This is a genomic window from Burkholderia sp. AU33545 (assembly GCF_020419685.1).
Classification (GTDB): Bacteria; Pseudomonadota; Gammaproteobacteria; order Burkholderiales; family Burkholderiaceae; genus Burkholderia; species Burkholderia diffusa.
The window spans coordinates 1-13,974 of the sequence record NZ_JAIZRQ010000001.1 but is presented as its reverse complement, the minus strand read 5'-3'; the positions used below and the strand labels follow the sequence as shown (position 1 = coordinate 13,974).

The window sequence follows — 13,974 nt, the reverse complement described above, 5'->3', positions numbered from 1 at the left end:
TACTCAGTGTGCAGCGGGCACCGTGCCCGCCGCGGGTTGTTTCGTCAGCGCGTCGACCACGCGCTCCATCTTCATGTACCGCGAGCCCTTCACGAGCACCGTCGCCTGCGCGCCGTAGCCCGCAGCGAGCAGTGCCGTCACCAGCGCGCCGACGTCATCGAAATGGCGGGCCGTGTCGCCGTACGCGGTACAAGCATCGCGCGACGCGTCGCCGTGTGCGAACAGCGCATCGATGCCGCGCTCGCGCGCATACGCGCCGATCTCCCGGTGAAATGCCGGGCCTTCGTCGCCCACCTCGCCCATGTCGCCGATCACCAGCACGCGCGGCTCAGGTTGCGCGGCCAGCACGTCGATCGCCGCGCGCATCGAATCGGGGTTCGCGTTGTAGGTGTCGTCGACGACCGTCGCGCCCGCGAGGCTGCCGACGACCGCTCGCCGGACCTGCAAGCGGCCCTTGACCGGCTCGAACGATTCGAGCCCCTGCTTGATCGCGGCCAGCTCGATACCGGCCGCGAGTGCCGCGGCCGTTGCCGCCAATGCGTTGCGTGCGTTGTGCTCGCCGAGCGCGCGCAGCCGCACCGTCACCGGGCCGGACGGCGTGTCGATTGCAAGCTCGCCGCCGTGCAAACGGCCCGTGACCTGCGCTTCGACCTGTCGTTCGGCGTCGTGCAGCGCGAAATCGAGAATCCGGTTGCCGGTCGCCGCGACACGCCAGATACCGGCGTACGCATCGTCGGCCGGAAACACCGCGACGCCGTCCGGCGTCAGCGCGTGGATCACGGCCGCGTGTTCGAGCGCGACCGCCTCGACCGTCGCCATGAATTCCTGGTGTTCGCGCTGCGCATTGTTGACGAGCGCAACGGTCGGCGCCGCGAGGCGCGCGAGAACTTCGGTCTCGCCCGGGTGATTCATCCCGAGCTCGATCACCGCGACGCGATGTGCGCCCGACAGGCGCAGCAGCGTCAGCGGCACGCCGATGTCGTTGTTCAGGTTGCCGGCCGTCGCCAGCCGCGCGTCGGCGCCGACTGCAGCCGCAAAGATCGACGCGATCATTTCCTTGACGGTCGTCTTGCCGTTGCTGCCCGTCACCGCGACGAGCGGCACCGCGAAGCGCTTGCGCCAGCCGTGCGCGAGTGCGCCGAGCGCGGCACGCGTTTCACCGCCCTCGATGACCGGCATCGCGAGGCCCGCGGGCGCGTGCGCGACGAGCGCCGCGGCTGCGCCGCGCGCGGCCACGTCGCCGAGGAAGTCGTGCGCGTCGAAGCGCTCGCCCTTCAACGCGACGAACAGGTCGCCCGGACCGACCGTGCGGCTGTCCGTCGACACGCGCTCGAACGTGGTATCCGAATCGCCGCGGACGGTGGCGCCGGGAATCAGGCGCGCGGCTTCGCCGAGACTGAGCATCGTCATTCGCCGCCTCCCTTGCCGTGCGTCGCGCGTGCCGCGAGCGCGAGTCGCGCGTGATCCTGATCGGAGAACGTGCGCTTCTTGCCCATGATTTCCTGCGTTGCCTCGTGCCCCTTGCCGGCCAGCACGACGACATCCTCGCGGGCCGCGCCGCGCACGGCCTGCAGGATCGCGCTCGCGCGATCCTCGATGCGGCGAGCGCGATCGGGCGCGGTCATCCCCGCGATGACCTGATCGATGATGCGCTGCGGATCCTCGCTGCGCGGATTGTCGCTCGTGACGACGACTTCGTCGGCGAGCCGCTCGGCGATCGCGCCCATCAGCGGGCGCTTCGTCGCATCCCGATCGCCGCCGCAGCCGAACATGCAGACGAGCCGCCCACCGCGCGCCGCCGCGATCGGGCGCAACGCGTCGAGCGTCTTGTCGAGCGCATCGGGCGTATGCGCGTAGTCGATCACGACCAGCGGTTCGTCGTTCTGCAGCCGGCCGCCAAGGCGCTGCATGCGCCCGTTGACGGACTCGAGCCGCGCAATCTCCGCGACGGCCGCGTCGAACGGCACGTCGGCCGCAAGCAGCGAGCCGAGCACCGCGAGCAGGTTGCTGACGTTGAACGTGCCGAGCGTGCCGACCTCGACGTCCGCGTCGCCCCACGACGAGCGCAGACGGAAGGCCGTGCCCGTCGTGGTCGCGCGCACGTCGCGCGCGACCAGTTCGCGATCGGCGTCGGCCGCCTGCGCGTCGCCGATCCCGTATGCGATCGTGCGCACGCGGCCGGCCAGCTTGTCGAGCAGGCGGCGGCCAGCTTCGTCGTCGCGATTGACGACCGCTGCGCGCAGACCGCGCCACGCGAACAGCTTCGACTTCGCGGCTTCGTACGCGTCGAACGTGACGTGATAGTCGAGGTGATCCTGCGTGAGGTTCGTGAAGACGGCGATGTCGAATGCCGTGCCGTTCACGCGCCCCTGATGCAATGCGTGCGACGAGACTTCCATCGCGACGGCTTTCGCGCCCGCGTCGTGCAGTTGCGCGAGGCTCCGCTGCAGCTGCGGCGCGTCCGGTGTCGTGAAGCCCGTCGGCACCAGTTGCCCCGGCATGCCGCTGCCGAGCGTGCCGATCAGCGCGCACGGCTGGTGCAGCGCCGTCAGCGCGGCCGCGATCCATTGGGTGCAGGACGTCTTGCCGTTGGTGCCGGTCACGCCGATGGCGAGCAGGCTGTCGCTCGGGTCGCCGTACCAGCCGCTGGCGATCTCGCCGGCCAGCTGGTCGAGCGCCGGCACCGCGAGTGCGACGGGTACGGCCGGTGCGGCTTCGAGACCTTCCGGCTGATACAGCACGGCGGCCGCGCCGCGCGCGACGGCATCGGAAATGAAGGCGCGATTGTCCGCCCCGTCGACCGCATAGCCGAGGAACACGTCGCCAGCCTGCAGGCTGCGCGTGTCGGCATGCAGTTGCGCCGCGGGGGCCACATGCTGGCGCAGCCACGCAAGCGCGGCCGCGATCTGCTGATGCGCCGGATGGGAACTGCGAGCGGCGCTCATCGAACAACTCCTGGTGAATTACGTGTCGTGCTGGATACGATCATATGCTTCGCACCGGCGCCCGCGGCGAGCTTTTGCGGGCCCGTCGCGGCGGGCGCGCCGGGCGCGTCGTCGGACACGACGAGCTGCTTGATCGGCATGTTCGGCGGCACGTTCAGCGCGCGCATCGTATCGCCTGCGATCGCCGAGAATACGGGGCCGGACACCTGGCCGCCGAAGTGGCTGCCGGCGGTCGGTTCGTCGACCGACACGGCGACGACGATGCGCGGGTTCGGCATCGGCGCCATGCCGACGAACGACGCGCGGTACTTGCGCGTGTAGCCGTGGCCTTCGTGCTTGTAAGCGGTACCGCTCTTGCCGCCGACGCGATAACCCGGCACGGCCGCATCGGGCGACGTGCCGCCCGGCGCCACCACCGTTTCGAGCATCGCACGCACCTCGCGCGCGGTGGTCGGGTTGAACACCTGCGTACCCACGACCGGCTGGTTGGGGTCGGCCTTGAAAATGGTTACGGGCATCAGCTCGCCGTCATGCGCGATCGCCGTGTATGCGCGCGCGAGCTGGAACAGCGACACCGACAGGCCGTAGCCGTACGACATCGTCGCCTGCTCGATGCGACGCCAGCTCTTCCACGGACGCAGGCGGCCAGCCACCGCGCCCGGGAACCCGACCTTCGGCGCCTGGCCGAGGCCGATGCTCGTATACATATTCCACATTTCCTCGGGCCGCATCGTCATCGCGATCTTCGTCGCGCCGATGTTGCTCGACTTCTGGATCACGCCGCCGACCGTCAGCGTGCCGAAACCCGCGTCGTCGGTGATCGGTGCGCCGTCGAGCACGAAATGCCCGTTGCCCGTCTCGACGAGCGTATTCGGCGTCACGCGGTGCAGGTCGAGCGCGAGCGACACCGTAAACGGCTTCATGATCGACCCCGGCTCGAACACGTCGGTCATGATCCGGTTGCGCAACTGCTCGCCCGTCATGCGCGAGCGGTCGTTCGGGTTGTACGTCGGGTAGTTGACGAGCGCCAGCACCTCGCCGGTGCGCACGTCGACGACCATCGCAGCGCCGGCCTTCGCCTTGAACTTCTCGACGGCGGCCTTCAGGTTCGCATACGCGATGTACTGGATCTTGCTGTCGATCGACAGGTCGACGTCCGTCCCGTTGTGCGGCGGAATCTGTTCGGCGACGTCCTCGACGATGTGCCCCATCCGGTCCTTGATCACGCGGCGCACACCGGACGTGCCGGACAGCATCTTCTGGTCGCCGAGTTCGACGCCCTCCTGCCCTTCGTCCTCGACGTTCGTGAAGCCGATCAGGTGAGCGGTAATCTCGCCTTCCGGATAGAAGCGCTTGTATTCATTGCGCTGATAGATACCGGGAATGTCGAGCGCGGCGACCTTGTCCGCGACGTCGATCGGCACCTGGCGCTTTACGTAGACGAAACCCTTGTCTTGCGACAGCTTCACGCGCAGTTCCTTCGGCGTCATGCCGAGGAGCTTGCCGAGCTGGTTGACCTTGCCGGCGTCGAGATCGTCCGGCACGGCGTCCGGAATCGCCCAGATCGCGCGCACGGGCAGGCTCGTCGCGAGCACGAGCCCGTTACGGTCGAGGATCTTGCCGCGCGTTGCCGGCAGCTCGATCGTGCGCTGGTAGCGGCTCTCGCCCTGCTTCTGGTAGAACGCGTTGCCGGGCCCCTGGATCCAGAACGCCCGCGCAGCGAGCGCGACGAACGCCATGAACAGCAGGAACACGACGAGTTTCGAGCGCCACATCGGCAGGTGCACGCCGAGCACGGGGCTCGACGAGAACTTCACGTCCTGGCGCTTTTGCGACGGTTTCATCGCGCGCCTCCGTTGCCCTTGCTGGCCGTATCGGCCGACGCGGGAATCGGCGCGTCGATCGCCTTCGCGGCGCCCGGCGGCAGCGTCAGGTACTGGGTGCGGCCCGTCGTGATCGGCTGCATCTTCAGCGAATCGTTCGCGAGCTGCTCGATGCGGGACGTCTTGGACAGCGCGCTCTGCTGATATTGAAGCTGCGCGTAGTCCTGCTGGAGCTGACGCTCCTGCGACTGCGCGCGCTGCAGCTGGATGAAGATCTGGCGCTGCTGGTTCGTCGAGTTGACGACCGACAGCGCGCAGCCCATCACGATGATCAGCAGGAAGATGTTGAAGCGGCTCATGGCGTGACGCGCTCCGCGATGCGCATCACGGCCGACCGGGCGCGCGGATTCGCGGCGACTTCCGCCTCGCTCGGGAATTGACGGCTGATGATCTTGAGCGGCGGGCTCGGGAGGTCGACGGCACGGATCGGCAGGCGACGATCGACGGCAGGCGCACTCGCGTGCGCCTGCATGAATCGCTTGACGATCCGGTCCTCGAGTGAATGAAAGCTGATGACCACCAGCCGCCCCCCTTGCTCCAGCAAAGACAATGCCGCGTCTAGTACGACTTGCAGGTCCGCAAGCTCTTGATTGACGTGAATCCGTATAGCCTGAAAGGTGCGGGTTGCCGGATCCTTGCCCTTCTCACGGGTTTTGACGACGTTACCCACGATTTGGGCAAGCTCGCCCGTGGTGTCGAGAGGCCCAAGACGGTCGGACTCTGCCCGGCGAGCAACAAGCGCCTTTGCAATCTGAAAAGCAAACCGTTCTTCCCCATAATCCCGTATCACCTCCGTCAATTCCTGCACCGAAGCGCGCGCGAGCCATTCGGCCGCCGACTCGCCGCGCGTCGGATCCATTCGCATGTCCAGCGGGCCATCCGCGCGAAAGCTGAAGCCGCGCGCCGGATCGTCCACCTGCGGCGAGGACACGCCCAGGTCCAGCAACACACCCGACACCTTCTCGACACCGCGCGCCGCAAGCGCGTCGCGCATCGATGCAAAGCTGTCGTGCACGATCGAGAAGCGCCCATCCTCGATGCGCTGCGCCGTCTCGATCGCCCTCGGATCCTTGTCGAACGCGATCAGCCGGCCGGCCGGCGCCAGCCGCGCGAGCACCGCGCGGCTATGACCGCCGCGCCCGAACGTGCCGTCGACATAAATGCCGTCTGGCCGCGTCACGAGCGAGTCGACCGCTTCGTCCAACAGTACGGTCCGATGCTGCAATTCGTTTCCCATCGCGGGCGTCTCCGTCACCGCAATCAGAACGTGAAGTTCTTCAGCGCGTCGGGCATGCCCTGCGCCATCGCTGCCTGCTCCTTCGCGATGTAGGTCTGCGAATCCCACAGCTCGAAGTGACTACCCATTCCCAACAACATGACTTCCTTTTCCAGTCCGGCCGCCATCCGCAGCTCGGGCGATACGAGAATCCGGCCTGCGCTGTCGAGATCGACATCCATCGCATTGCCGAGAAAAATTCGCCGCCACCAATGAGCGTCCATCGGCAGCGCGGCGATCTTGGCGCGGAACACTTCCCATTCGGGGCGCGGAAACAGCAACAGGCAGCCGTCCGGGTGCTTGGTCACAGTCACCCGTCCTTCTGCCTGTCCTTGCAGCGCTTCGCGATAGCGAGCCGGCACCGACATCCGCCCTTTCGCATCGAGCGTCAGCGCCGACGCCCCTTGGAACACTTTCCGCTCTCCCGTTCAGGGCACCGAAGCACCCGCTCAATGCTCAAGAATTTAGCCGGAATAGCCCGCCAAATCACACAAAAATACACTTTCTCACACTGTCTCCCACTTTAGTGGAAGGGTTTTGCACGGTCAAGGGAGCGGCCCGGTTTTTTGACGAATTTTGTTAGTTAGAACAAGGACTTACGCGCGCATGCTCATGCGGCCTTTCATGCTAAAAATCGTTATAAATGAATGAGCTAGTGCAACTTGTGAAGGTGATACGTGAGAAAGGCGGGCCAGACTGGCGTGCGGACGGGGCTTTCGGGGGCGGGAAAACGCGGAAAAAACGGGCGGTATCGGGAACGGCGGACCAGGGCGACGTCACACGCCGCCCCGGCCCGAATGTCAGAGATAGTATGCAGTGCTCGTCATGACTTTCGATGCGGCGCGCATCAGCATCCGCGCGGGCAGCGGCAGCTCGATCCCGCCGGCATCGGTCGCGGCCTTGCCGTGCTTCACCTCGTCGAGCCGCATCTGCTCGACGATCGCACGCGACGCCGTGTCGGTCGCCGGCAGCTCGGACAGGTGCCCGTCGAGATGGCTCTCGACCTGGCGCTCCGTCTCCGCCATGAAGCCGAGGCTGACCTTGTCGCCCAGCGTTCCGGCGACGACGCCGATCGCGAGCGCGCCAGCGTACCACAGCGGGTTGAGCAGGCTCGGACGCGAATCGAGTTCCTTCAGCCGATGCGCGGTCCACGCGAGATGATCCTCCTCCTCGCGCGCGGCTTCCTCGAACATCGCCTTCGACGACGACGAGCGCGCGGTCAGCTTCTGCGCCTGATAAAGCGCCTGCGCGCAGACCTCGCCGACGTGGTTCACGCGCATCAGCCCGGCGGCATGCGTACGCTCCGCGGGCGTCAGTTCGCCGGCCGGCGGCTCTGCCGGCGCAGGCACCGGGCGGCTCATCCGGCTAATGCCGGTCAGCGATCGCAGGCCGCGATCGAATTCGCTGATCAGTTCATCCAACACCATCCTGTTCTCTTGGCTGCGTGTGCTGCCGCGGGCGGCAAAGGCACGTGCTCCGCTGCGTAACCGACTTGATTATTCAGCGGAAATTGCGGTTAACCCGTGATTTTAACCATTGTTGCATAAAGGAAACATGGCAGCCTTGCGCCAAGGCATTTCGCTTTGTCGGAAAAATCGGCTTTGCTACATTACGTGCGACTTCTTGCGAAGTTGATGGGGCCTGTCAACACAACATAACTATCCGCCCCGCCAAAAAAATTCAGTGATTCTTGGAGATCCGTTAATGAAAAAGTCGCTTCTCGCGCTCGTCGCGCTGGGCGCGTTTGCTGGCGCAGCTCATGCGCAAAGCAGCGTGACGCTCTACGGCATCATCGATGAAGGCTTCATCTTCAACAACAACGCCAAGGGCGGCCACCTGTACGGTCTGGCAAGCGGCGTGATGCAAGGCAGCCGCTTCGGCCTGCGCGGCACCGAAGATCTGGGCAGCGGCCTGAAGGCGATCTTCGTGCTCGAAAACGGTTTTGACGTCAACTCCGGCAAGCTGGGCCAGGGCGGCCTGATGTTCGGCCGCCAGGCTTACGTCGGCCTGTCGAGCCAGTACGGTACGGTCACGCTGGGTCGCCAGTACGACTCCGTCGTCGACTTCGTCGGCCCGCTCGAGGCAGGCGACCAGTGGGGCGGCTACATCGCTGCTCACCCGGGCGACCTCGACAACTTCAACAACGCATACCGTGTGAACAACGCGGTCAAGTACACGAGCCCGACCTACGGCGGCTTCTCGTTCGGCGGCCTGTACAGCTTCGGCGGTCAAGCCGGCCAGTTCTCGAAGAACCAGGTCTGGTCGCTCGGCGCCGGTTACAACAACGGCCCGCTGGTGTTGGGTGTCGGCTACTTGAACGCACGCACGCCGGCGAACTTCGGCGGCATGTTCAACACCGGCGCGTCGGCTGCGGCGACGGCCGTGTCGTCGCCGGTCTACGGCGCATATGCGAACAGCGCGAACACGTACCAGGTCATCGGTGCGGGCGGTGCGTACACGTTCGGCGCAGCGACGATCGGCGCGACGTACTCGAACACGAAGTTCAAGGGCTTCTCGGTCGGTCCGTTCGTGAACCAGACCGCGACGTTCAACAACGGCGAAATCAACTTCAAGTATCAGCTGACCCCGGCGCTGATCGTCGGCGCGGCGTATGACTACACGCAAGGCAGCAAGATCGACGGCAACTCGGCAGCCAAGTACCACCAAGGCTCGCTGGGCGTCGACTACTTCCTGTCCAAGCGCACGGACGTCTACGTGATCGGTGTGTACCAGCATGCGTCGGGCAACACGCTCGATTCGGCAGGCAACGTCGTTCAGGCACATGCGTCGATCAACGGTCTCGACCCGTCGAGCACCAGCAACCAGGTCGCAGCGCGCGTCGGCATCCGTCACAAGTTCTAATCAGCTTGCCTGACAAGCCGCAGCATATTGAAGGCGCCTTCGGGCGCCTTTTCTTTTGCGGCTGCGAAGCGGTGAGCGGAGAACAGGACGATCGCCGGGCGGCCCGTTCACGGCGGCGAACCGTTCCCAACGCCTCATCGACGTGAATGCCACCGCTGTCGGCGGGCAGCATGCGTCGTGGTATCGCGCCATCCGAATCGCGGATCGCGGCCGCCGGCGGCGCCCCGGTCGAGCCGCTCCGTCAGCCACGGCGCATCTCGGTAGAACGCGTGCGGTTCCTGCGACCGTCGAACCACGGCGCGGCAACCTCGGTGCCGACACCACGAATAAAAAAGCCCGGCATCGGCCGGGCTCGTTCGTTCGACTTCGGTGTTATGCGCGTCCGTCGCGCAGTTCGCGCCGCAGGATCTTGCCGACATTCGTCTTCGGCAGTTCCGTGCGGAACTCGACGAGTTTCGGCCGCTTGTAGCCAGTAAGCCGCTCCTTGCAGTACGCGAGGATGTCCTTGTCGGTAAGCGCCGGGTCCTTCTTCACGACGAACAGCTTCACGGCTTCGCCCGAGTGCTCGTCCGGCACGCCGACCGCCGCCACCTCGAACACGCCCGGGTGCGACGCCACCACGTCCTCGACCTCGTTCGGATACACGTTAAAACCGGATACCAGGATCATGTCCTTCTTCCGGTCGACGATCTTCACGTAACCGCGCGCGTCCATCACGCCGACGTCGCCGGTCTTGAAGAAACCGTCCGGGAACATGACCTTCGCGGTTTCGTCCGGACGGTTCCAGTAGCCGGCCATGACCTGCGGCCCGCGGATGCAGATCTCGCCCGGCTCGCCGAGCGCGACGTCGTTGCCTGCGTCATCGCGGATGGCCACTTCTGTCGACGGCAGCGGCAGGCCGATCGTCCCGCTATATTCGGTCGCGGTTACCGGGTTGCAGGTCGCGACCGGCGAGGTCTCCGACAGGCCGTAGCCCTCGACGATCGCCGTATGGGTCTTCTCATACCAGCGCTTCGCGACGCCTTCCTGGATCGCCATGCCGCCGCCGTTGGCGATCACGAGCTTCGACAGGTCAAGCTGGTTGAATTCGGGATGGTTCAGCAGCGCGTTGTACAACGTGTTGACGGCCGGAATCGTCGAGATCTGGTAACCCTTCAACTCCTTGATCATCCCGCCGATGTCGCGCGGATTCGGGATCAGGATGCCCATGCCGCCCGTGCGCATCGTCAGAAAGCCGCAGACCGTCAGCGCGAACACGTGATAGAGCGGCAGCGCGACGACCGTCACGAACTGCTTCACCTCGGGGTACTTCTCGTGCGCGGGATGGTGCCATGCGCCGGCCTGCAGCACGTTCGACACGATGTTCCGGTGCAACAGCGTCGCACCCTTCGCGACACCCGTCGTACCGCCCGTGTACTGGAGGAACGCGACGTCGTCGGGGCCGAGCTTCTGCGGCTTGAAGGTTTGCCGCGCACCTTCGGACAGCGCGGCCTTGAAGCGCGTGTACGACGGAAGCTGCCAGGCCGGTACCATCTTCTTCACGCTGCGCACGACGTAATTGACGAGCCAGCCCTTGATGCCCAGCAGATCGCCCATCGACGCGACCACGACATGCTTGACCGCGGTGTTGGCGATGACGGCCTGCAGCGTCGACGCGAAATTCTCGAGGATGACGATCGCCTCCGCCCCGCTGTCCTTCAGCTGATGTTCGAGCTCGCGCGGCGTATAGAGCGGGTTGACGTTGACGACGGTGAAGCCCGCGCGGAGCACCGCGACGATCGCTACCGGGTACTGCAGTACGTTCGGCATCATGAGCGCAACGCGCGCGCCGCGCTTCAGGCCGCGCGACTGCAGCCACGCGCCGAACTGGCGCGACAGCGCATCGAGCTCGCCGTACGTGATGCTCTTGCCCATGCAGACGAACGCCTTGCGGTCACGATACTGCTTGAAGCTTTCGTCGAGGAGATCCGGGATGGATGGATACGGGGACGCGTCAATTTCGGCTGGAACGCCGGGTGGGTACGATTTCAGCCAAATTTTGTTCATACTGCGCGTCTCCTCACAGATTTTCGAATGGTCGTGCTAAAACGCATCGTAGCGGCTCGTCCTTGCCGAGACAACCGGGTTAGATGCCCACTTCGAACTTTCGAATATATTTGTCTGATCATATCAAGAAGTTCGGTCAAATCCGCTCAACTTCCACCAGACAATCGTAAAACGTCGCCGAGTTGCCGAGATCGGTCAGCGCCTGGCTCGTCACCTCGTTCGCGTTCCGTCCATCCGCCGACAATTTCTTCCACCAGATCGACAGTCCGACGACGAGCCCTGCCCGCGCACGATCGGTCACTCTCGCGACCGCCTGCATCGATCCGCGGTCGTTGAAGATACGCACGATGTCGCCCTCCCCGATGCCGCGCGCGTCGGCGTCGGCCGGGTGTATATCGAGGTGCGGCTGGCCTTCCGTACTGCGCAGGCTGTCCACGTTCACGAACGTGCTGTTCAGGAAGTGGCGGGCCGGCGGGGAAATCATCGCCAGTGGATAACGAGCGGCGAGTTCAGGGGCGGCCTCCGCCGATTCGAACGGCGGCAGATAATCGGGCACCGGGTCCATGCCCATCTGCTCGAGTCGCGCACTGTAGAACTCGCATTTGCCGGACGGTGTGCGGAAGCCGCCATTCGCGAAAGGCGCGTCCGCCACCTTGAGCTTCAGCCAGCCGGCCCGCTTCAACGTCTCCCAATCGCTGTCGAGCGTCGAATCGTCCCAACGGAGCGCCGTCTGCGCGACCTCTTCGTCGCTGTGATAAAGCGCGGGCTCGTCGAGCCCCATACTGCGTGCGATGCCGCGAAAGATTTCCGTGTTCGGCCGTGCGTCGCCGACTGGCGGAATCGCCGGTAGATTCGCCATCACATAGGTGTGGCCGTATGACTTGTGGACGTCGAGATGCTCGAGTTGCGTCGTGGCAGGCAACACAATGTCGGCAAAATCGACCGTATCTGTCTTGAAGTGCTCGAGAACGACCGTGAATAGATCTTCGCGCGCGAACCCGGCGGCGACTTTCGACGAGTCGGGCGCGACCGCGACCGGATTCGAATTGTAGACAATCACCGCTTCGACCTTCGGCCCGAAGGTGGCGTCGCCCGGATGCAGCAGTGCATCGCCGATCGCATTCATGTTGATGATGCGCGGCAGTTTGTGTGGCCAGCCTGGCATCAGATCCGGACGCAGCAGCGCCGACTGATTGACCGGAGCGAATTCCGACGACGACAGCAGCAGCCCACCGGCCCGGTCGCGCCACGCGCCTGTCAGCGCAGGCAAACTCGCAATCGCACGCACGGCATTGCCGCCACCGCGCACACGCTGCATGCCGTAATTGAGGCGAATCGACGCCTTGCGGGTCGCGCCGTAACGACGTGCGAGTTCGATCAGTTCCGACACTTCGATGCCGCAGATCTGGGCGACACGCTCCGGCGGATAGGACAGGGCTCGCGCCTTGAGCGCATCGAAGCCGAGCGTATGACGCGCGATGTAGTCGTGATCGAGCAGGTCTTCGGTAATCAGCACATGCATCATGCCGAGCGCGAACGCGCCGTCGGTGCCCGGCTTCAGCGCGAAGTGCTGATGGCATTTCTCCGCCGTCAGCGAACGGTAGGGATCGATTGCGACCAGACGGGCGCCTCGACGCTTGGCTTCCTGCGCTCGGGTCCAGAAATGCAGGCTGGATGCGATCGGGTTGGCGCCCCAAATCAGGATCAGCTCGCTTTCCTCGAAATGCTCGAGATGCATACCGATGCTTCCGCCATACGTATAGCGCAGCCCTGCTGCACCGGCCGCGGCGCAGATGGTCCGCTCAAGCCGGGACGCACCGAGTTTATGGAAGAACCGCTGCGCGATGCCTTCGCCCTGCACGAGTCCCATCGTTCCCGCGTAGCTGTACGGCATAATCGCCTCCGGCGCACGCGCAGCTATTTCCCCGAGACGACGACCGATCTCGTCAAGTGCTTCGCTCCAGCTGATCGGCACGAAGCGCCCTTCCCCCTTCGCGCCGATGCGCTTGAGGGGCACGGTGAGCCGGTCGGGATGATGGACGCGGTCGGCATATCGGCTGACTTTCGTACACAACACGCCCTGCGTGGGCGGATGGTCGGGATCACCCGTGACCTTGATCGCACGGCCGTTTTCGACGGTCACGCGCATCGCGCATGTGTCCGGACAATCGTGCGGGCAAACGGCCCGAGCTATCTGAGTGGCGACGTTCATCATTCTGGATGCGACTGGGGTGGAGGTTCGCAAATTTTACGAGGATGGACCGACTAAGACCTCATTTCGCACGAATTTCCCGCCTGTTCAGCGAAAAGACTGGAATAACGGATGAAAAATGTCGACGCTGGACCGGCTCCGAACTGCCGATGCGACGATACGGACGTGGGGGCGGGTGTGAAAAGTGCCTTGACGGCGGCTTCGCCGAGCGGACACGAGTCACCTCCCTGGCCGGAGATTGCAGCGAATAAGCGGGTGATTGGTCCGGGATGATGGAGAGCGGCGGGGTCGGGTTACGCGCTTGAGCAACAACCGGAGAGGCTCGATTGCCTGCACTCGCGCTTTCCGCCGCTCAAATGCAAAAACCCCCGCCTTGTCGGGCGGGGGTTTCTGGCTTAGGGAGCCTGACGATTACCTACTTTCACACGGGAATCCGCACTATCATCGGCGTAGAGTCGTTTCACGGTCCTGTTCGGGATGGGAAGGGGTGGGACCGACTCGCTATGGTCATCAGGCAAAGAGGGTTGTTCTGCTGGCGTGGCCAACAGAACCAATCTTGGAAGAAGCAGTAATTTAGGTTGTGTGTATCACACACGAGAATCAACCAGTCCGACGCGCTCTGTAGCGCGAGACAGACTTGTTATAGGATCAAGCCTTACGGGCAATTAGTATCAGTTAGCTGAACGCATTACTGCGCTTACACACCTGACCTATCAACGTCCTGGTCTCGAACGACCCTTCAAGGGGATC

The 13,974-nt window shown here is 64.6% G+C and carries 10 protein-coding genes and 2 rRNA genes; 1 reads left to right on the top strand and 11 read right to left on the bottom strand.

The window, feature by feature from the left end; all coding sequences use genetic code 11:
* Nucleotides 1–3: 3 nt before the first annotated feature.
* The 7 genes from LGM71_RS00060 to coq7 form a co-directional block, all read right to left on the bottom strand.
* Nucleotides 4–1,410 (bottom strand): UDP-N-acetylmuramoyl-tripeptide--D-alanyl-D-alanine ligase, encoded by a 1,407-nt coding sequence (locus LGM71_RS00060; RefSeq protein ID WP_226113442.1) that lies wholly within the window; start codon nucleotides 1,408–1,410, stop codon nucleotides 4–6.
* Nucleotides 1,407–2,945: a UDP-N-acetylmuramoyl-L-alanyl-D-glutamate--2,6-diaminopimelate ligase gene (locus LGM71_RS00055; RefSeq protein WP_226113435.1), complete on the bottom strand. Its 1,539-nt coding sequence runs from the start codon at nucleotides 2,943–2,945 to the stop codon at nucleotides 1,407–1,409. The genes LGM71_RS00060 and LGM71_RS00055 overlap by 4 nt, the downstream gene beginning before the upstream one ends.
* On the bottom strand, nucleotides 2,942–4,789 hold the full coding sequence (locus LGM71_RS00050) for a peptidoglycan D,D-transpeptidase FtsI family protein (RefSeq protein ID WP_226113433.1): 1,848 nt from the start codon (nucleotides 4,787–4,789) through the stop codon (nucleotides 2,942–2,944). The genes LGM71_RS00055 and LGM71_RS00050 overlap by 4 nt, the downstream gene beginning before the upstream one ends.
* Complete coding sequence (gene ftsL, locus LGM71_RS00045; RefSeq protein ID WP_124624687.1) at nucleotides 4,786–5,127, bottom strand: cell division protein FtsL; 342 nt, start codon at nucleotides 5,125–5,127, stop codon at nucleotides 4,786–4,788. Before ftsL ends, LGM71_RS00050 begins: the two co-directional genes overlap by 4 nt.
* Complete coding sequence (gene rsmH, locus LGM71_RS00040) at nucleotides 5,124–6,065, bottom strand: 16S rRNA (cytosine(1402)-N(4))-methyltransferase RsmH (RefSeq protein ID WP_059608159.1); 942 nt, start codon at nucleotides 6,063–6,065, stop codon at nucleotides 5,124–5,126. Before rsmH ends, ftsL begins: the two co-directional genes overlap by 4 nt.
* Nucleotides 6,066–6,088: 23 nt before the next feature.
* Nucleotides 6,089–6,517, bottom strand: a complete 429-nt coding sequence (gene mraZ, locus LGM71_RS00035; RefSeq protein ID WP_006400450.1) for a division/cell wall cluster transcriptional repressor MraZ — start codon at nucleotides 6,515–6,517, stop codon at nucleotides 6,089–6,091.
* Between the two features lie 387 nt (nucleotides 6,518–6,904).
* On the bottom strand, nucleotides 6,905–7,531 hold the full coding sequence (gene coq7, locus LGM71_RS00030) for a 2-polyprenyl-3-methyl-6-methoxy-1,4-benzoquinone monooxygenase (protein ID WP_059608158.1): 627 nt from the start codon (nucleotides 7,529–7,531) through the stop codon (nucleotides 6,905–6,907).
* A gap of 277 nt (nucleotides 7,532–7,808) precedes the next feature.
* Here coq7 and LGM71_RS00025 point away from each other — a divergent pair, with 277 nt between their 5' ends.
* Entirely contained in the window at nucleotides 7,809–8,966 is a 1,158-nt protein-coding gene (locus tag LGM71_RS00025) for a porin (RefSeq protein WP_124624679.1), read from the top strand.
* Between the two features lie 372 nt (nucleotides 8,967–9,338).
* Here the strand turns inward: LGM71_RS00025 and LGM71_RS00020 are convergent, their stop codons facing one another.
* The 4 genes from LGM71_RS00020 to LGM71_RS00005 form a co-directional block, all read right to left on the bottom strand.
* Complete coding sequence (locus LGM71_RS00020) at nucleotides 9,339–11,012, bottom strand: long-chain fatty acid--CoA ligase (RefSeq protein WP_226113431.1); 1,674 nt, start codon at nucleotides 11,010–11,012, stop codon at nucleotides 9,339–9,341.
* A 136-nt stretch (nucleotides 11,013–11,148) separates the two neighbouring features.
* Entirely contained in the window at nucleotides 11,149–13,224 is a 2,076-nt protein-coding gene (locus LGM71_RS00015) for a molybdopterin-dependent oxidoreductase (protein ID WP_226114230.1), read from the bottom strand.
* A gap of 402 nt (nucleotides 13,225–13,626) precedes the next feature.
* Nucleotides 13,627–13,739: ribosomal RNA gene (gene rrf, locus LGM71_RS00010) — 5S ribosomal RNA — on the bottom strand.
* A 129-nt stretch (nucleotides 13,740–13,868) separates the two neighbouring features.
* A 23S ribosomal RNA gene (locus LGM71_RS00005) occupies nucleotides 13,869–13,974 on the bottom strand; the annotation flags it as partial.